At 69.8% G+C, this 17,785-nt stretch carries 15 protein-coding genes and 1 tRNA gene; 4 read left to right on the plus strand and 12 right to left on the minus strand.

All coding sequences use genetic code 11. The features are described 5' to 3' along the window. Positions 1–62: 62 nt before the first annotated feature. Entirely contained in the window at positions 63–722 is a 660-nt protein-coding gene (locus tag Q0309_RS08035) for an NUDIX domain-containing protein (protein ID WP_299439314.1), read from the minus strand. A 102-nt stretch (positions 723–824) separates the two neighbouring features. On the opposite strand from Q0309_RS08035, the gene Q0309_RS08040 reads away from it, so the two are divergent. Beyond that, positions 825–1,577 (plus strand): SDR family oxidoreductase, encoded by a 753-nt coding sequence (locus Q0309_RS08040; protein ID WP_299439315.1) that lies wholly within the window; start codon positions 825–827, stop codon positions 1,575–1,577. Positions 1,578–1,589: 12 nt separating this feature from the next. Here the strand turns inward: Q0309_RS08040 and Q0309_RS08045 are convergent, their stop codons facing one another. After that, positions 1,590–1,805, minus strand: a complete 216-nt coding sequence (locus Q0309_RS08045; protein WP_299439317.1) for a ribbon-helix-helix protein, CopG family — start codon at positions 1,803–1,805, stop codon at positions 1,590–1,592. A gap of 463 nt (positions 1,806–2,268) precedes the next feature. Between Q0309_RS08045 and Q0309_RS08050 the strand changes: the two genes are divergently transcribed. Together Q0309_RS08050 and Q0309_RS08055 are read left to right on the plus strand one after the other, a co-directional pair. After that, a tRNA-Thr gene (locus Q0309_RS08050) sits at positions 2,269–2,344 on the plus strand. A gap of 62 nt (positions 2,345–2,406) precedes the next feature. Continuing rightward, positions 2,407–3,291: a hypothetical protein gene (locus tag Q0309_RS08055; RefSeq protein ID WP_299439319.1), complete on the plus strand. Its 885-nt coding sequence runs from the start codon at positions 2,407–2,409 to the stop codon at positions 3,289–3,291. A gap of 121 nt (positions 3,292–3,412) precedes the next feature. On the opposite strand, the gene Q0309_RS08060 is transcribed toward Q0309_RS08055, so the two are convergent. After that, the gene (locus Q0309_RS08060) at positions 3,413–4,027 is read right to left on the minus strand and encodes a 50S ribosomal protein L25/general stress protein Ctc (protein WP_299439321.1); all 615 of its coding nucleotides are present in this window, start codon (positions 4,025–4,027) and stop codon (positions 3,413–3,415) included. A 245-nt stretch (positions 4,028–4,272) separates the two neighbouring features. On the opposite strand from Q0309_RS08060, the gene Q0309_RS08065 reads away from it, so the two are divergent. Then, positions 4,273–4,506 carry a BolA family protein gene (locus Q0309_RS08065; protein ID WP_299439323.1) on the plus strand — a complete coding sequence of 78 codons (234 nt, stop codon included), beginning with the start codon at positions 4,273–4,275 and terminating at the stop codon, positions 4,504–4,506. Between the two features lie 142 nt (positions 4,507–4,648). On the opposite strand, the gene Q0309_RS08070 is transcribed toward Q0309_RS08065, so the two are convergent. The 9 genes from Q0309_RS08070 to Q0309_RS08110 all read right to left on the minus strand — a co-directional run bounded on the left by Q0309_RS08070 (position 4,649) and on the right by Q0309_RS08110 (position 17,769). Next, positions 4,649–5,467 (minus strand): protein phosphatase 2C domain-containing protein, encoded by an 819-nt coding sequence (locus Q0309_RS08070; RefSeq protein ID WP_299439325.1) that lies wholly within the window; start codon positions 5,465–5,467, stop codon positions 4,649–4,651. A gap of 136 nt (positions 5,468–5,603) precedes the next feature. Beyond that, entirely contained in the window at positions 5,604–7,166 is a 1,563-nt protein-coding gene (locus Q0309_RS08075) for a class I SAM-dependent methyltransferase (protein ID WP_299439327.1), read from the minus strand. A 19-nt stretch (positions 7,167–7,185) separates the two neighbouring features. Continuing rightward, complete coding sequence (gene tagF, locus Q0309_RS08080; protein WP_299439329.1) at positions 7,186–7,923, minus strand: type VI secretion system-associated protein TagF; 738 nt, start codon at positions 7,921–7,923, stop codon at positions 7,186–7,188. After that, positions 7,924–11,631 carry a type VI secretion system membrane subunit TssM gene (gene tssM / locus Q0309_RS08085; RefSeq protein ID WP_299439331.1) on the minus strand — a complete coding sequence of 1,236 codons (3,708 nt, stop codon included), beginning with the start codon at positions 11,629–11,631 and terminating at the stop codon, positions 7,924–7,926. A 69-nt stretch (positions 11,632–11,700) separates the two neighbouring features. Then, a complete protein-coding gene (gene icmH, locus Q0309_RS08090; RefSeq protein WP_299439333.1) occupies positions 11,701–13,197 on the minus strand; it encodes a type IVB secretion system protein IcmH/DotU in 1,497 nt (498 codons plus the stop codon). Between the two features lie 59 nt (positions 13,198–13,256). After that, on the minus strand, positions 13,257–14,591 hold the full coding sequence (gene tssK / locus Q0309_RS08095) for a type VI secretion system baseplate subunit TssK (RefSeq protein WP_299439335.1): 1,335 nt from the start codon (positions 14,589–14,591) through the stop codon (positions 13,257–13,259). A 78-nt stretch (positions 14,592–14,669) separates the two neighbouring features. Further along, on the minus strand, positions 14,670–15,242 hold the full coding sequence (gene tssJ / locus Q0309_RS08100; protein WP_299439337.1) for a type VI secretion system lipoprotein TssJ: 573 nt from the start codon (positions 15,240–15,242) through the stop codon (positions 14,670–14,672). 88 nt (positions 15,243–15,330) lie between these two features. Beyond that, positions 15,331–17,103: a type VI secretion system-associated FHA domain protein TagH gene (gene tagH, locus Q0309_RS08105; RefSeq protein ID WP_299439339.1), complete on the minus strand. Its 1,773-nt coding sequence runs from the start codon at positions 17,101–17,103 to the stop codon at positions 15,331–15,333. Between the two features lie 15 nt (positions 17,104–17,118). Then, complete coding sequence (locus Q0309_RS08110; protein WP_299439342.1) at positions 17,119–17,769, minus strand: hypothetical protein; 651 nt, start codon at positions 17,767–17,769, stop codon at positions 17,119–17,121. Positions 17,770–17,785 lie beyond the last annotated feature (16 nt).

Here is a 17,785-nt window from a genome sequence, read left to right on the forward strand (position 1 = left end):
ATCTTCTGGGGCCGCCTGTTCCGAACAGGCGGACGCGGTCGCCGCCACGCCCCCGTCACCGCCTACTCGCCCGGCACCGTTCGCCAGCGCGCGCGCAGATCGGCGTGGTTCAGCGCCAGCCATTGCGCGGCGATCAGGATGGTGGCGTTGTCCAGGCGCCCGGCCCGCATCAGGGTGAACAACGCGTCGACCGGCATGACGACGGGACGGATATCCTCGCCCTCGTCGGCCAGGCCGTGCACCCCGGCCACCGCCCCGGCGTCCACCCGGCCGACGAACAAGGTCACCGTCTCCGACGTGCAGCCGGGCGAGGACAGCCACGTCTGCACCCGCTCCAGCGCCGTCACACGGCACCCGCTTTCCTCCAGCGTCTCGCGCTCGGCCACCGCCGCCGCGTCCTCTCCGTCGTCGATGATGCCGGCGACGACCTCCAGCAGCCACGGCCCCAGGCCCGCGCCCAGGGCGCCAATCCGGAACTGTTCGATCAGCACCACCACGTCGCGGACCGGATCATACGGTAGCAGGGCGACGGCGTGACCGCGCTCCAGCAGTTCGCGCGTAATGGGTGCCCCCTCGCCGCCGGCGAACAGGGCGTGGCGCAGGCGGTAGCGATCGATGTGGAAGTAGCCCCGGAACGCCGCCTCGCGGTGGTCGACGGTCACGGCGTCGGCGCGGGCGTTGAGGCTGTCACGATCCTGCGTCGGGGCATCGGGCGCGGGCATGGGCGGCGGGCTCCTTTTGGACGGGGCGGTCCGTCTGGTATAGGACCGGATGGCCCGCCAGGGCCAGAGGGGACGGCCTGACACGACAGGAAAGGAGCGAGGATGACCGACCTGGACGAACTGCGCGTGCTGGTGACCGGCGGCGCCACCGGCATCGGCGGCGGCATCACCCGGGCGCTGGCGGGGGCCGGCGCCCGGGTGGCGGTGCAATATCACGCCGGCGGGGACGCGGCGGCGGCCCTGGAACGGAACGGCGCCGGCGCGGTCGTGACGCGCGCCGCCGACCTGCTGTCCCCGGACGGGCCGGCGGCGGTGGCGGCGTGGGCGGCCGATGCCCTGGGCGGCCTGGACGCGGTGGTCAACAACGCCGGCGGCATGGTCGACCGCGTGCCGTTCGAGTCCATCGACGACGCATTCCTTGACCGCGTGTTCGATCTGAATGTCCGGCAGGCCATCAAGGTGACCCAGGCGGCCCTGCCGCACCTGGACGCCAGCGACCGGGCCTCGGTCGTGTTCGTGTCCTCAATCAGCGCGCGCACGGGGGGCAGCCCGGGCTCGTCCATGTACAGCGCCGCCAAGGCGTTCCTGTCGACGCTGACGCGTTCACTGGCGAAGGAGCTGGGACCGCGCGGGATCCGCGTCAACGCGATCTCGCCGGGCACGATCGACACGGCCTTTCACCAGCGGCATTCGACGCCGGAGAAGTTGGCCCGCACCCGCGACGGGATTCCGCTGGGGCGTCTCGGCACGCCGGAGGACTGCGCCGGTCCGGTCCTGGCCCTGCTGGCACCGACGCTGGGCGGCTACATGACCGGACAGGTGCTGGAGATCAATGGCGGTCAGCTACTGGCATAAAACTGGGGCGCCTTACTCATTGACCACGCGCAAGGTCCGCCGTTCGTCCTCGTTCAGCACCAGGACATCGAGCATCCGGTGGTAGTCTTCCCAGGTGTCGCAGAACTCTCCCACGGCCTGGACCAGGCATTCTTCCGGGCTGCGGCCGGTTCGGGAGGCGAGGACGTTCAAGCGCGACATCAATCCGCCGGGCAGGAACTCGCGGAGCGTCTTTGTGTGGTAGGTCACGGCGCAATCTCTCCTGATTGGCTGGGGCGTTCATGCCGGCACGGCGAACCGCGACATCCGATCCGGCGGACAGGACCGTAATCCCCCCGGGGCGGTCTCAAGGCCTCTCCTCGCCTTGATGGTGGACCAAAACCGTTACCGTCCCCTGCCCAAACTGCATATGACTCGCTTTTGCCGCGATGGCAAACACTTGTCCCTGTCTTTTTGTTCGGTGGACAGACTGGCGACATGTTGAGGTATACCGCGCCAATTGCATCCCAAGATGTAGATTTTCAGTTCGCAAGCCGTTCGATCGCGCGGACCAGATCGTTCGGATTAAAACCAAAGTGTATATGGTCATGCCCCCGAGTCGCCGACTCGGGGCCGCCACCACGACCGGCGGCGGGACGCAATTGGGCGCTTGTCAGGCACGGGCGAGGCGCTTATGGTGCGCGTTCCGCACGGGCCGCACTGGCCATTCGGCGCCGCAGTAGCTCAGCTGGTAGAGCAACGCATTCGTAATGCGTGGGTCGGGGGTTCAAGTCCCTCCTGCGGCACCAGCGATTTCATGGGCTTGTGGCTCGTTCGGGGCAATGGCGCGGTGGTGCTGTGGACAGAATCAATGGATTTTGATTATATCCAAGGCGCGCTACAACCGGCGGAAGGCAAGCTGGCGCCTTATTTTTTCTATCACGTGAAGAAAACTGGCGGAATAACGGTCTTTTCTTCAGCTTACTGCGGACTGGATGCCTGGAAGCTCTTCCTCAGGACAAACAATATATCTTGTCCAGATGTTTTTTGTGGCCGACTGGACGACAATAAGTACCAGAGCAATCAAGAGATCAGATTCGCTGCTCCGGCCATGTTTATTGCCTCTCATTTGCCGTTTGGTGTCCATGCCAGGGTGCGGCAGGCATTCCGTTTGATGACGCTTCTGCGTGACCCCTGGGGCCGCGCCAAATCTCAGTACTCCTATCTGAAAATGCGGGCCACTGAGTCTCCGTCGCTTGATGAGTTCGCGGCGTTCACGGCAAAGGAAGAGAACTGTAATGTCATGACCAAACAACTCGCGGGCCTACAGCCTGACCAACCGGCCCGCGACGCTGATTTGCAGCAAGCGCTTCGCAATCTGACCGACCATTTTTTTGCCTTCGGAACGATACAGGATTTGATTTTTCTCACCTCCCATATCCTGCAGACGAATGGGCTTCCGAATGTGATCTCGGATCGCATCAACCCGACGCGATCGATATACAAGATCGAATGCGAAGAGACCGACGCATTCAGGGACCGAAATGCCCTGGATATCCAATTGTACGATTGGGTGCGCGCGACGCCACGACTTCCGGACCCGCTCGATTGTCAGCCACACTCTTGGAATGTCATCGTGCAAGAAGTCGGAGGCGATGCAATTAGCGAGCAGAAACCCCGGGTTTTTTCAGGGAACATATCGCGTTATTTAAAGGGCACAAAGGTCTCAAAAGACATTCTCGACGCCCTGAACTAGGATCGATCCCCGTCCGGCGGGCCAAATGCCCACCAGCCCGGACGCCTGGTGCCCGTCAAGGATCGAACACCAGGCATTGACCCCGCTGCCAGGGCATCCGGTCATCGCCCGCCGCGTGCGGCTATGCGGACTCCTCTTCCCCCTCGTCCTCGGCGGCCTCGGACTTCATGCCCGAGGGCGCCGTGACGGTGGCGATGGTGAAGTCGCGGTCGGTGATGGTCGGGGTGACCCCCTCGGGCAGCTTCACCGCGCTGATGTGGATGGACTCGCCGACGTCGAAACCGACCAGATCCACCTCCAGGGCACTCGGCATGGCGTCCGGCGTGCCGACCAGTTCCACGTCGTGGCGCACCACGTTGAGCACGCCGCCGCGCTTCAGGCCCGGACAGCGCTCTTCGTTCAGGAACCGCACCGGCACCTCGGCGGTGACGCGCGACGTGGCACTGATGCGCAGGAAGTCGACGTGCAGGATGGCGTCGGAGACCGGATGGAAATGGAGGTCCTGGGCCATGACGCGGTGCTTGGCGCCATCCAGGTCCAGGTCGTACTGACGGGCGTAGAAGCCGCCCTTGTAGAGTTCGGCCCACAGCGGGCGCGGATCCATCTTGATCAGGACCGGTTCCTTCCTGTCGCCATAAATGACGCCGGGCACCAGCCCCTCGCGGCGCACCGCGCGGGCCGCGCCCGTACCGGCCCGCTCGCGCCCCTGCACCGGCAGCGTGCTGATATCGGACATGTTCGTTCTCTCCTGTGAAGCGCCCAAACGGGGCGCCAGTGTGGTCCCGTGTTCGCCCGTCGGCCTCCAGGGGTGCCAACGGCGAACGCGCGCCAGCCCAAAAGGTGGCGCGGGAGCCCGGCTTATACGGCGGGCGCGGACGCAATGCAAGGGGCGCCCCCGCACAAGGCTGGTCCGGACGCGGCGGAATGGGCTAGGTTGGCGGCGATATGTCACCCAACCTCAGCAAAAGGGAGCCCCATCCCATGGCCATGGACGCCGGTACGTTGGAAAACATGATCAAGGAGGCCTTTCCCGACGCCCAGGTTTCGATCGACGACATGGTGGGCGACGGCGATCACTACGCGGCCAACATCGTGTCCGAGGCCTTTCGCGGCAAGACGCGCGTCCAGCAGCACCAGCTGGTCTACGCCGCCCTGAAGGGTTCCATGGGCGGCGAGTTGCACGCCCTGGCCCTGCAGACCCGCGCGCCGGAGTAGGCGGGGAGTAGGCGGGGCCGACACCCGGCGCCCTTCCCGGTCCGGCGCTCCGACCGGACCGACCCGAACCGACACGGTGACCGTCTCGCCTGGTCTTACATGAGGCCCATGGCCCTCAAATGCAGATCGTGAGGGCGGAGCCTCAGCGTTTCACTGTCTGATCCGACCATGACAGATCGTCCGGGAGGTCACCGGTGCGGGGGGAGGGCTCGGTGTACGCGTCGTCCGGCGCCCGTCCGGACGGATCGACGACGATCACCGTGATATTGTCTCGACCGCCAGCCCGCACGGCTTGGGCGACCAAGCTGTGGGCCGCATCCAGACCGTCCTCCCGCAGGAGGTGCGCCACGTCTTCCTCCGGCACCATGCGCGTCAGGCCGTCCGAGCACAAAAGCAGCAGGTCGCCGCGTCGCAACGGACCGTGCACGGTCGACAGGGCCAGGTCCACCGGCGCCCCCAGCGCCTGCGTGACCACGTTGGCGAGCGGATGCGATTCGGCCTGGCTTTCGTCCAGCGTGCCGGCGTCGATCATGTCCTGGACCACGCTGTGGTCGTGCGTCAGGCGGCCAAGCTCGCCGTCGCGCAGCACGTAGCACCGGGAGTCGCCGGCCCAGACGCAGGCGTAGTGATCATTGTTGATCAACAGCACAACAACCGTGGTGCCCATGGTCTGGTCACCGCCCATGGCCCGGGCCTCCTGCACCAGGGCGTCGTGCACGTCCGTGAGGGCCGCGCGCACCGCGTGCAACAGGCCGAGCCCGGAGTGCTGGGCCGGCAGGGCGGCCAAGCTGTCACACACCATGCTGCTGGCCACATCGCCTCGGCTGTGGCCGCCCATGCCGTCGGCCACCACCCACAGCCCGATGTCCGGGCGTTCCAGGAAGGCGTCCTCGTTGACACGGCGCACCCGCCCCGTGTCGCTGACGCCGACGGACCGCACGCGGCTGCGGCCGGCGCTCATCGCGGCACCGTCCCCGCACGGCGCGGACGTGGTGTGTCCGTCGGCGTGTATCCTGACAGGAAGCGTGACATGGCCCTTCCGGTGCGGTGAAACACGGCGCGGCCTCGCACCCCTGGGGCACGGGACGCGGGGACGGTTACCCGGCGGCGCGGCCCTCGGGCACCATGCCCAGGGCGCGCCACAACGGGAGGCGGTCCGGCAGCATCGCGCGAACCATGTCGGTTAGCAGGGCGCGGCAGCGCTCGGGATCCGAGACCGCCTCGCCCTGATGCATCACAAGCTCGCCGCGCGCCTCGAACGGCGCCCAGATCTCCGGCACCAGGGTCTCGGCGTCGGCCGGGCGGCCACGGGCGAGCGCCTCCAGAACCAGCGCCTCCAGGCCGCTGACCGGGATCTCGCTGCCCAACCGCACGGCCAGCGCCCCCGGACGCGCCTGCAGGCCCTCATCATGCACCGCCTGGACGGCGCGCGCCAAGGCCCGATGGCAGGCGGTCACCGTCGCCGGTCCCGGCGCCCCGAGGCACGGATACGCCATCGCGGCCGCGGTCAGCAGGGCGACGACCTCGGCGCGGGTCTGGTCGGTGCCGGCGAACGGACCGTCCAACAGCGTCCGCAGCGTCGCCTGCCCGTCGCGCCACAGCAGGTCCAGCGCCGCCTTGTAGGGCGGGTCCAGGTCGATGCGTCCGGCCGGCACGCGGACGCGCACGTCCGCGTCATCGGGCGCCACGGCGGCGCACATCAGCAGCGAGTCCAGCGCACGGTCCCGCGCCCGCTCGGTCAGGCGGCGCGGGCCGCGCACGTACAGGTCCTTGCGCAGCACCCGCTGAATGAAGAAGTCGCGCAAGGTCTCGCGCACGCTCGACACCGGAATGTCGCCCAGCGCGGCCTTCTGGTCCGGGCTCAGCATCAGGTCGGGAAAGACCTCGTGCGGCACCGCGCTGCCCACGAACGTCAGGCCCGCCGCCTCCATGTCGCGCGCGACGTCCGCGTGGTACAGCGGCGTCCAGTGCGCATTCAGGTATTCATGGATCAGATAGGCCGAGTCGGCCTCGTCGAGCGACTCGAACAGCGAATCGATCAGCGCGTTGTCGGTCAGGTGCGCGGCCTTGGCGTCGCGCAGCCGCTTGACGTGCGTGATCGCGTCGGCCAGCCGCTGGTCGCTGCGGCCGACGGACAGGGACGCCGCCTCGTACAGGGCGCGTTGCAGCACGCCCATGCCGGCCGAGCCCGGCAGCGCGTTGTAGCTGAGGAACACCATGCCGCCGGCCCGTACATGCCGCTTCAGCAGGCTGCGGATGGCGGCCTTCTCGCGTTCGCCGATCCAGGCGTAGAGGCCATGCGCGATCACCAGATCGAAGGTCGGCAGGGACCCCGGGTCCGCCGCCAGATCGACGACGTCGGCCTCAAGCAGGGAGACATTGGCCAGGTCCAGGTCGGCCACGCGGCGGCGGGCGGCGGCGATGTGGGTCGGATTGAAGTCGACGCCGACGAAGTCGCAGCGGGGATACGCGGCGGCCGCCGAGATCAGCCCGTTGGCGTAGCCGCAGCCCAGTTCCAGGACCGCCGATCCCGGCTCCAGGCTCGGCGCCTCGACTCCGGCCAGCGTGGCGGCCAGATGGATGTGAATCGGCGCGTGCTGCGGATAGGCCCGCCCCAGATAGGGAACGTCCAGAACGTACCCGTGCGCTGCCTCGCTCATCGGCCCCGTCCCGTCGCCATCATGCCCCCCACACCACGTCGTCAACAGGTGTTGTCCGCCCGGCCCAGCCGCGCGCCCACCAGACCCCGTCCAGCAGCGCCACCGCCTGGTGCGGCGGCGGCCAGCCGCGCGTGCGCACCAGCCCGCGCCCGACCCGTTCCGATCCCTCGCTCCACCACAGGCCGTCGCGGCCGGCCAGTGTCATCCCGCCGCCGCCCGCCAGCGCCCAGGACAGCGCGGCCACCGCGTCGGCGGCGGAGCCCGCGCCCAGCGGCACCCAGGCACCGGCCTCGCACACCCCGGCGTCGCCGGCCGTCTCGGCGGGCCACTCCCAGTCCAACGCCTCCAGGCTGGCCATCAGGTCGTCGGCCTCCAGCGAGTCCGCGTCCAGCACATGACAGGCCAGATCCTCCAGGTGGTCGAGCAGGTCCTGCCCCGCGCGCAAGGCCATGGCCAGCGGCTGCGACTCGGTCAGGGGCGCGACCAGAACCAGCGGGAAATAGCGCCCGACCCGGTCGACGCTGGGCACCATCACGCCGATCTGCGCCACCCCGGCCACGCCGGCGCCCAGGGCGAAGCGCCAGACCGGGCTGGTCAGGTAGACGTCAAGCCAGTCGTCCTCCCCCAGGTCCTCCCGCACCGCCGCCATCAGCGCACCCAGCCAGCCGTCCCAGGCGGTGGCCAGGGCGGGCGTCATCCCGCGCCGCACGAAATCGCCGTGCGCCGGCAGCTTGCCGTAGAAGCCCAGCCCCTGCATTCACAGGTCCCCTGGACACCGGAACGCTCGCAGCTCCGGCAGGTTGAAGGGATTGGACACGCTGCCGGCGCGGATCTCGAAGGTGGCCGAGCGGGGGCCGGAGGTGAACACGGCTTGGAACCGATCACCCGTGCCGCCCTGCAGGCGCCGCGCCTGATCCAGCAGGCGGAAGAACCCCCACGGTCCGTCGAACGAGACCATGGACTGCACGCCGGGCAGGTCCGGCTGGAAGGCAATGCGCGTGCGCGGAGTCGAGCCGGGCCATTGCATCCGCTGCGTCGACACCGGGCCGTGGCCGTAGCGCACCGTCTGGCCGTCGACCTCCAGGATCACCTGGTCCGCGCTGGGGTCCAGCGACACCGGCGTCACCTCGAAGGCCACCGAAAGCTGCGACCCGCCGGTGGGGAAGAAGGCATCGCGGATGGCGGCGGCGCGCTCGAACTGCGCCAGCGTGGCACGCGACAGCCCCAGGTCGATGCCGGCGTTGCGGCGGCTGCGCCACGGCTTGGAGGACATGTCCACGTAGGGTAGCAGGTTCTGCTTGAAGAAGCCGTCGATCAGCCCGTTCGGCGCGAACAGGCGCGCGAAGTCTGCCAGGGCGACCTCTTGCGACGCGCCCGAGGCGAACGGATAGCGGCCGTGCAGGGCCTCGCGGCACAGGGGCAGGATCTCGGCGCTCCAGCCGCCGCTGAGCGTCTCGCGCGTGCTGCTGACGGCCACCGACTTGCCGCCGGAGGCGATCTGTTCCAGCCACCCGGACAAGGGGGCGGGCACCTGCTCGGCCTCGGTCTGCAGGCGGCGGATGGTGTCCACGCCGCCGCCTCCGCCGCCGCCGCCGGCGGCCAGCGCCGCCAGATTGCCGCCGCTATCGGCGACGCGCCGGAGTTCGGTGTAGGCCTGGTCGAGCTCGCGCACCAGGTTTTCCAGCGGCGGCGTCCCACCATTCAGCGCCAGGACATACGCGTGCAGGCGCTGGAAGCGGTCGTTGACGAACTGGCCGGGCAACGTGGCCTCTTCGGCGCCGGCCCCGCCGCCGCCCAAGCCGCCGCCGCCGCCACTGCCGAGCCCGGAATCAGAGAAGATGCCGGCCAGACGCTCGACCGTTGACAGCGTCCCGGTTCCGAGCCCCAGGGCCTGTCCGGTCTGCCGGGCCTGGCTGGCCGCCTGTTCCACGGCCTCCGCCTGTTCCGTCGCCGATCCGCCGCCACCCAGCGACGACAGGTCGGCGATGCCGCCCTCGCCCTGTTCCTCCGGCCGCGCGAGGCGGGTCTGGTTGGCCACCTCGGTCAGGAGGTTGCGCAGCGGCGAGTTGGCACCGGACAGCAGGCTCAGGACCTCGGTCGCCTCGCCGGCGGTGTCGAACGGCACCAGCACGACGTCGGTCAGGATGGAATCCCACTTGGCGACGTAGTCGTCCATGTACAGCGCCGCCAGATCACGTTCCAGGCGCCGGATCTGCTGGTCGTCCAGCGTCTGGTTCTCGCCCAGCACCCAGCTTTCGGCCGCCACCTCACGCGAGACGTCCAGCATCATGGGTAGGAACACCGTGTGGAAACCGGCGTAGGTATAGAACCCGTCCACGCCCTCGTTCAGGTCGGCGCCCGAGCGGCGGGTGAACACGCGCTGCGCCGACGGGCCGGCGGCGTCGGCGATGCGCCATTCCGGCAGCGCCTTGGCCTCGCGGCTGTTGCGGATGAGGGCATAGGCCCGCTCGGCCAGGGGCTGGCGTTTGAGGATGGTGCGCGTGCGCTCCACCAGCGCGCCGTCGAGCGGCATGGCCTTCGGCACGGTGGTCATCAGCGCGGCCACATGGCCGTCGATCTCGTCGCGCATGTCCGCGTTGCGGCGGCCGGGGTAGCGCCGCTGGGTATCCAGGTGGGCCCACTGGCGCACCAGATTCTCGTCGAGTGGCCCCATGGCGCCGACCATGAGGTACAGCTTCAGCAGGTTGTAGAGGGACTCGGTCTCCTGCACCTCCGTCAGCATCTCGCGCAGGCGATAGGTCAGGCGCGGCAGCAGCAGGCTGTTCAGGGCGTTGATGTACGCGGTCCGGGTCTGCTCGGCCAGCTTCTTGCCCTGGTACAGGCCGAAGCCGGACCCGGTCGGGCGCGGGTCGTCGCGGTGGGCGTAGCCGGTCGGCAGGTCGCGCACGGTGGCCAGCGGCGGCAGCACCGGCGGCAGATCCGAGGAATCCACGACCACCGTGTCGCCGTTGCCCGGCAGGATGGCCCTGACCTGCTCCCGGTAGGTGTCGAGGCCGTCCTGGACGCGCGCCATCAGGTCGAGGTTGACGAAGGTGCTCCAGGTCCACAGGCCGACCGCGCCCAGCAACAGCACGGCCGACACCGACAGGGCGGCGATACGGCTCCACTTCTGGCGCTGTTCGGCGCGCCGGTTGCGGCCCACCAGCCCGGCCTCGCGGAACATCACCTCGCGCAGCAGCCGGGTGAGGAAGAAGCTGCGGCCCTGGCCCCGGAAGGCGCCGAACCGCGCCGGCGGCACGCCGAAGCGCCCGGCGAGCCCGGCCATGACGCGGTCGATGGGGGTGCCGTCCTGGGTGCCGCTGGAGAAGTAGACACCCCGCAGCAGCACGGGTTCCTCATAGCGGCTGGCGCGGAAGGCCTCCTCCAGCACCTGCATCACCGGATCGCGCAGCGCCGCCACCTGCAACGGAAAACCGGAGATCAGGCCGGCGCGGGCGTAGTCGTCCTCCTGGTGCAGGCGGTTCAGGCGCCGCTCTTCCAGGCGTTCCAGCAGCAGGTCGAATTCGTCCGGGAACAGGTCCAGCGGGTCGGTGCCCTGTCCCGGCTTGCCGGTCTCGGCCGGGAAGGTCATGCCCCACACCTGGGCGCGTTCCTCGCGCCGCAGGTCGGCGAAGTATTCCATGAAGCCGGCCACCAGGTCGGACTTGGTCAGCATGACGTAGACCGGCAGGCGCAGCCCGAGGCGGTCATAGAGCTCGGATATGCGCTTGCGGATGGCCAGGGCGTGGGCGCGCCGCTCGGCCTCCGAGACGGTCATGATGTCGGCCAGGCTGATGGCCACGATCAGGCCGTTCACCGGCTGGCGCGGCCGCGCCTTGCGCAGGATGCCCAGGAACCCGTCCCAGGCGGCGGCGTCGACGGCGGTGTCGGAATCCTGCGTCGTGTAGCGCCCGGCGGTGTCGAGCAGCACCGCCTCGTCCGTGAACCACCAGTCGCAGTTGCGGGTGCCGCCGGCGCCCGAGACCTTGGCCTTGCCCGGCTCATCGCCCAGCGGGAAGCCCAGGCCGGAGTTCATCAGCGCCGTCGTCTTGCCCGAGCCCGGCGGGCCGATGATCATGTACCAGGGCAGCTCGTACAGATAGGCGCGTCCGCTCTTGCCGTCCTTGCGGCGCAGGCGCTGCAGCTCGCCCAGGGCGGTTTGCAGGCCCTTGCGCAGGGCCTCGACCTCCGGACCCGCGTCGGCCGAGGCGCCGGCGTTCTCGGTCATTCCCTCGACCAGCGTCTCCTGGCGCTTGCGACGGCGCAGCACGCCGACCAGCACGAAGGCGGCCCAGATCACCAGCAGCACCAAGGCCGCCAGCAGGCGGGCGGCGACGCCGTCGAACGGCCGCAGCGAGCCGATGGCGATCAACGGTCCGACGAACCAGATCAGCACGATGAGGAACAGCATTCCGATCAGGCCGATGAACCAGCCTCGCGTCAGGATGGAGAGGATCTTGCTCACGGTCGGCATCCGTTCGTCTGCGGGGGGCCATCGGGGCGCGCGCGATCAAGCCCGCGCGCGCTCATGGCCTCAGGGACCTTCCTTGATCAGGAGAATGTCGGTGCGGCGGTTGGCCTCGCGGCCTTCCTTTGTGTCGTTGGATTCGATCGGCTCGGTGGCGGCCTTGGCCTCGACGGTGATGCGGTCCGGATTGTCCAGCAGCGGCGCGACCACATCGCGCGCGGCCTCGGCCCGGGCCAGCGAGAGATCATAGTTCGACGGGAACCGCACCGTGCGGATGGGAATGGAATCGGTGTGGCCCTGGATGATCACCTTGCCCGGTTCGTCATTCAGCGCCGTGCCGACACGGTCCAGCACGGGCAGGAATTTCTCGCTGACCTCGGCCGAGCCGGAGGCGAACATGCCGGTGGCGCGCAGGCGCACGGTGATGACGCGGGCGTCCTCCAGCACGGTCACAAGATTTTCCTTGATCTCCGGCTCCAGGAACCCGCGCACGCGCTCGACCTGGGTGACCACCTCCTCCGGCGGCGGGGGCGGTGGGGGCGGCGGCACGGTTTCCTGCTCGATGACGATGGCGCCGCTGGGCGGCAGGCCGGCGAACGCCCGGTAGAGGTCGTCGCTGCGGACGTTCAGCCACCAGGAAAAGGCCAGGAAGATCAGAACCAGCAGGGCCGCCGTGGCGCTGGCGATGACCCATACCGGGATCAGCGACGCCACCGGGCGGTGGCCGGCGTCCACCCCGCGCCAGTGTGGCGACAGCTCCTCGGGCGGCTCGCCCCGGATATCGAGCAGCAGGCGGTACAGGCCATCACGCTTCTGCCGGTGCTGGCTGCGGCCCCGGTCGAGTACCCGCAACTCGCCCTCGAAGCCCAGCGACAGGCACAGATAGATCAGCTCCAGCACCCGGCCGTTGCGGCCCGGGTTCTCGCTCATGCGGTCGAGCAGGCTGTAGAACCGCTTGCCGCCGTAAGCCTCGTTATGGAAGCACAGGGTCATGCCCTCGCGCGACCAGATCGAGCCGCTGCCCCACGGGGTGTTCAGCACGACATCGTCCATGGTGGCCGACAGCACATAGTGCGCGGTGCGGTGCTGGTCCTCGGGCAGGTCGGTTTTCTTGAGCCGGCGGTTGAAGGCCTCGAACTCCTCCAGCACGCGGTCGCGCAGGGCGTCGGGGTCGCGGTGCGTGCCACCCAGGCGCAGGCGGGCGATGAGACTGAGCAGGGGCGCGGCGGCGGCGACGACGGGATTGTGGCGCGAACGTTCGGCCAGGCCGGCAGCGATGTCGGCGATGGGCGCGGCGGACCCGGTCTGGCGGGCCGAGGACGGGGTCGGCCCGCGCCGGGGCGGGGGCTCGCTCTCGTCGTCGTCCTCGAACGGCGACGGGCCGGACGGCGGCGGCTGGGTCGGCGGTTGGGTCGAGCGCCGGGCGCCACCACCACCGCCACCACTGCCACCACCGGCGCCCCCACGACCGTCGGGCGCCCGGCGGCCCGGAGACGGACGGATCACCGTGCGCTCGACATCGCCCGGTTCGCTGAACGGATCCCTGTTGTCGTCGTCGGCCATCCCTGTCTGTCCTCATCCCCTGCCTTGCCCACGGCCGTCGCGCCCAACGCTGGCCCGCGTCATTGCCGGATCGCCCACAACTCCATCTCGATCCCCGGATAGTCGCCGCCGACATGGATGCCGATGCCCCCCGACGTCGCCAGCCGGCGCCAGAACTCGCCGCTCTTGTCCAACTCGAAATAGACGAAGTCGGCATGATAGGGGATCTGGCGCGGCGCCACGGCCAGCGGATTTGCATCCACCCCCGGCAACGCCGAGTTGACGAGCTGGCGGATATCCTCGACCGGACCGATCTTGACCTGGTGCGGGAAATGCCGGCGCAGCACCTCGGGCGAGACGTCGGCCTTGACCGCCAGCACGAACACCGCCTGATTGAGCAGGCTGCGGTCGTTGATGGCCGAGACCAGCACCCCGGAGCGGGTGGCGCGCAGTTCCAACTGAATCGCGGTCTGTTCGAGCACCGCGCTGAGCGAGTGGCGCAGGTCGGCGATCACCGGCTCGAAGGTCTCGCGCAACGCCTCGTGCCGGTAGGGCGGGAAGCGCGCCGGCCGTCGCGACTGCGCGGCGAAGGTGGACAACTCCCCGGCCATCTCCAGGCACAGCGCGTAGAACCGTTCCGGGTGGACGTCGCCGCTGGTGGCCCAGTGGGTCAGCAGCGGCTCGTAGCGGTTGGTCGCCTGCAACAGCAGGAAATCGGAGATCTCGGCCACGCCCTTGGTGCCCGATTGCGACAGCCGTGCGGCCAGCGCCTCGCCGCGATGGTGCAGCAGCCCCTGCAGCTCCGTCATCACGGCGAACAGCGGCCGCGCCGCCCGGCACACCAGCGCCGAGGGGATGTACTCGCTTTCCAGCTTGACGCGGCCGTTGGCGTCGACCCCGGACACGCGGGCCAGGCCAAGGCTGGCGTAGCCGGCGCGGTCCTCGCCTTCCAGGCGAAAGCGCAGGCGCTGGCGGCCCACCTGCACGGTGGCGGTCACGTCGGAGCCGGCGATATCGTCCACCGCCTCGTAGTCGGCGGCCATGAACCGCGCCGTGGCCTCGCCGCGCGCGTCCATCGCCATTTCCGACAGGCCCGGCCGGCGCAAGGGCAGGGTGAGGAACACCTCGGCCCCGCGCGCCTTGTCGGTCAGTTCCAGCGGCGGCGGCGTGTCCGTCTCCTCCGGGATGGAGAACGGCGTGCCGTCGGGCATGACGCCCCGGCACTCGATCACCGCGAAGCGGCCGGTCTCCAGCAGTTCGGCGTCCACCGACAAGGCGGTGATGCCCCAGGGGGCCGGCATCATGTCGGCGGTGCGGTCGCGCACCAGGGCCTCGACGTAGCGATCCGCTTGCTGGAAGTGCTGGGCCCGCAGGAACATCCCCTCGGACCAAACCACCCTGTTACGCCAGCCCATGCCGCCCCCCGGTTGTCACCGCTCGGGTCTCCACCCTCGACTTGCCGCGTTCGCCGCGTGTGCGCTCCATGCCCGACCTCACCCGGCGTCGCCGGCGGCCACGGGCGCCGCGACGGCCCGCGCGGTCAGCGGCGGCCGCATCGACAGCGACACGCCGCGCGGCCCCAAGTCCACGTCGATGAAGTTCTGGGCATGGGGCTGCAGGGTCGCCACCGACCGCCAGTTGACGGTGTCGAGGTCACGATAGGCGGCGACGATGCCGACGTGGGTTTCGCCCTGGTTGGCCGTGCGTTGGATCGACACCCCCTGGCCCGGACGCACGGTCACCTGCTGGTGGGCGACCAGTTCCTGGCCCAGCGTCGCCTCGGGCTGTTCCGTGACCTGGAAGAAATCGGCCTGCTGCATCGCCGTCGCCGCGCGCAGCCAGTAGACATGCACCTGCACCGGCGCCGGCTGGCCGGCCGGGCTCATGTTGATCATGGGGCCGGCGTTGATGCCCAGGTTGACAAGGGTCGGTGGCGGCGGCGGTTCCGGCGTGCACGCCCCCAGAGCCAACCCCATGGTCAGTGTCGTGGCCAGCCCCAGCATCCCAAAGCCCCGCCGGCTCATGGCCTGTCTCGCCCGGCGGGCCGCACTGTCGATCGCCTTCATCGCCTTGTCTCCCTGCCTGTGCCATGGCCGCCGGTGCCGGCGCCCCGGAATGCGTGACCGGAATCCTAACGCCCAGGGGCGGCTCCGGCTACACGTCTTTGCTCAGCCGCTCATAGGCCTTGCGGAACTCGCGCTGGAAACGGCTGTCGTAGTCTTCGGTGGCCTCGTCGGCCAGTTCGCGGAAATGCGCCTCGAACAGTTCCCACAGGCGCGCCTTGCGACCGCCGGACAACAGGCCGCCCAGCCCCTGGCGGGCGGACAGCTTGCCTTCCAGCTGCGCCGGATCGAAGGTCGCCAGCACCGCCTTGATGGCCGCCGCCGACCCGGCCATGGTGGCCAGTTCATGGGTGCGCAGGTCCTTGAACGCCTCCTCGGTGGCGGCCCGGCCGTTCATGTAGGCCGGCCCCGGCGGCGACAGCAGGCGTTCCAGGGCCTCCTCGGCGCTGACCGAGAACTTCAGGGCGTTGTTGCCACGCGCCCGGATCATGGTCTGTTCGGCCCGAATCTCGCTCTTGACCGTAGCCCGCGCCGCCAGCAGGTCGCGCAGCCCGTCGGTCATGGTCATCAGCAAGGCGCCGGCGGTTTCCATCAGCTCTTCCGGCGACAAATCCGCCGGGGCGCGCGCCAAGCCAGCGCCGCGCAGGAAGGCCGCCAGCAACGCGTCGGCGTTCGCGTCGGCGCCGCCGGCCGAGGCCCCAGGAGACGTCACCGGTGACGCCTCGGGGGGCGCCGCGGGCGTCGGCGGGGCCTTTTTGCCCTCGTCGGAGGCCCGGCGCGGCACCCGCGCGACGGGGGTCGGCGCGGTCTCGGGGTCGTCCTGGGCGAAGGGGTTGGTCGGTGGCGCGGCCTCTGGCTCTGGCTCTTCGTCGACGAAGGGGCCGGAGAGCGTCGGCTGCTGATCCTCCTCGCGGTCCGGCGCCGGGAGCGTGTCGTCCTCCGCCTCGACCGCGGGCGGCGGGTCTGGAGGCTCCGGTGCGGCGGCCGCGTCCTGTTGGTCGAGCGGACCGGCCCCCAACAGCTTGTCGAAATCGTCGAGATCATCGAGATCGTCCCCCTGAGAGGGGGGCGGCTCGGTCCGCGCGGGCGGCGGCGGTTCGGATCGCGGCGCGCCCGCGCCTGCGTCCCCGCCCGTGCCCGGTTTCAGAGGGGCATCGCCGAGCAGGTCGTCGAGTTCGCTATCCCAGTCCTTGCCCAGGATCTCCTGGCGCTTCTCGTGCTGCACGCGCGGCGTGCGCATGACATCGTGTTCGGCCGGCGTGTGGTCGGGTGTGGTGGCCGGCGGCCGGGGTCGCGCCTTGGGCCGGATGGGGTCCTCGCTCCAGCTCGCCTGCTGGTCCTCGAACGGCGAGAACCCGGACGCGCCGCGCCGTTCTTCCCGGCGGTCGTCGCCGCCGCCGCCGACCCAGTCGGGGCCGTCGTCGCGCCCCTCGTCGTGCTGCGGCGCGCTGCCGGCGCCATAGTACGTGCGGTCCTCGAAGGCATTCCAAGGCTGGGCGTCGCGGGCGTAGTCGTCGATGTCCTCCCGCTCGGTGTCGTCCTCGATGCGGGCGAGGATCTCGTAGTCGCCCAGGCGCAGGCAATCGCCCGGATTGAGCGCGACGGTCTGGCCGCGTCCGACCGGGGCCGTGGCCGTGTTGATGAACACGCCGTTGGTGCTGGTGTCGGTGAGCACGAAGGCCTCGCCGGTCCAGGCGATCTCGCAGTGCTGTTTGGACATCAGCCGTTCCGGGTCGGCCAGGACCCAGTCGTTGTCGGGTCCCCGGCCGATGGTCATGCGGCCTTCGTGCAGCATGATAGACGCGCCGGCGGGCGTGCCGCCGGGCGCGGCCGTGGACAGGGTCAGGGTCAGTCGCGCGGCCATGCGGGTCGCCTCGCGTTACGCGGGTGAAGAGTCAAGAGCGCCGGTGCCACCTTGGGCGATGTTCCGCCCCTGGTCCAGGAACCGGACGAGGCGTTTCGGCGCCGTCACGGGATCGGTGCGGAAAGTGGCCAACACCAGCGTATTGCCGACCATCAGCGGCGCCAGCGCGTCGTCCGGGGGCACGGCCTGCACCTCGGGCGGGCTATCCGGCGGAGTCAGACTGCCCCCGCTGAAGGCGGCCGCCAGCGCGGCCAGCACCGCCGGCCGGTCAGGATCGCACGCCTGCGCGGCCCGGTAGCACACCAGCCGACGCTCTTCCACCGGCTTGTAGACCCACGCCTCGGCGGCCTCCAGACAGGCCATCTGGTTTGGCCGCGCCGGTTTCGGATCGGCGGCGATGTCGGCGCGGGCGGCGAGGCAGGCCCACCAGACCGCCTCCCGCTTGGGCAGGGCGAAGGCCAGCAGGCGCATGGCCTCGAGGCCACGGTCCGCCTTCGCCAGACGCTCGATCACGGTTTCCGGCGGCATGTCGGCGAACGCCTCGTGGTCTTCGCCAAGGATGTCCTCGGCCGTGTCGGGCGACAGCCCGAGGTCGGCCACGCGGGTCGCCTTGATCTTCTTCCAGCGCGGCGTCTGCGCCGTGTCAGCCCCGGGTTCGCGGGCCATCACCTGTCCTCATGTT

Origin of the sequence: uncultured Rhodospira sp. (genome assembly GCF_937138205.1) — a bacterium.
In the GTDB taxonomy this organism is placed as follows: Bacteria; Pseudomonadota; Alphaproteobacteria; order Rhodospirillales; family Rhodospirillaceae; genus Rhodospira.

Excerpts from the sequence above, each read along its gene's own strand:
- Q0309_RS08035 (WP_299439314.1), bottom strand. The coding sequence starts at position 722 with ATGCCCGCGCCCGATGCCCCGACGCAGGATCGTGACAGCCTCAACGCC.
- Q0309_RS08040 (WP_299439315.1), top strand. The coding sequence starts at position 825 with ATGACCGACCTGGACGAACTGCGCGTGCTGGTGACCGGCGGCGCCACC.
- Q0309_RS08055 (WP_299439319.1), top strand. The coding sequence starts at position 2,407 with ATGGATTTTGATTATATCCAAGGCGCGCTACAACCGGCGGAAGGCAAG.
- Q0309_RS08060 (WP_299439321.1), bottom strand. The coding sequence starts at position 4,027 with ATGTCCGATATCAGCACGCTGCCGGTGCAGGGGCGCGAGCGGGCCGGT.
- Q0309_RS08065 (WP_299439323.1), top strand. The coding sequence starts at position 4,273 with ATGGCCATGGACGCCGGTACGTTGGAAAACATGATCAAGGAGGCCTTT.
- Q0309_RS08070 (WP_299439325.1), bottom strand. The coding sequence starts at position 5,467 with ATGAGCGCCGGCCGCAGCCGCGTGCGGTCCGTCGGCGTCAGCGACACG.
- Q0309_RS08075 (WP_299439327.1), bottom strand. The coding sequence starts at position 7,166 with ATGAGCGAGGCAGCGCACGGGTACGTTCTGGACGTTCCCTATCTGGGG.
- tagF (WP_299439329.1), bottom strand. The coding sequence starts at position 7,923 with ATGCAGGGGCTGGGCTTCTACGGCAAGCTGCCGGCGCACGGCGATTTC.
- icmH (WP_299439333.1), bottom strand. The coding sequence starts at position 13,197 with ATGGCCGACGACGACAACAGGGATCCGTTCAGCGAACCGGGCGATGTC.
- tssK (WP_299439335.1), bottom strand. The coding sequence starts at position 14,591 with ATGGGCTGGCGTAACAGGGTGGTTTGGTCCGAGGGGATGTTCCTGCGG.
- tssJ (WP_299439337.1), bottom strand. The coding sequence starts at position 15,242 with ATGAAGGCGATCGACAGTGCGGCCCGCCGGGCGAGACAGGCCATGAGC.
- tagH (WP_299439339.1), bottom strand. The coding sequence starts at position 17,103 with ATGGCCGCGCGACTGACCCTGACCCTGTCCACGGCCGCGCCCGGCGGC.
- Q0309_RS08110 (WP_299439342.1), bottom strand. The coding sequence starts at position 17,769 with ATGGCCCGCGAACCCGGGGCTGACACGGCGCAGACGCCGCGCTGGAAG.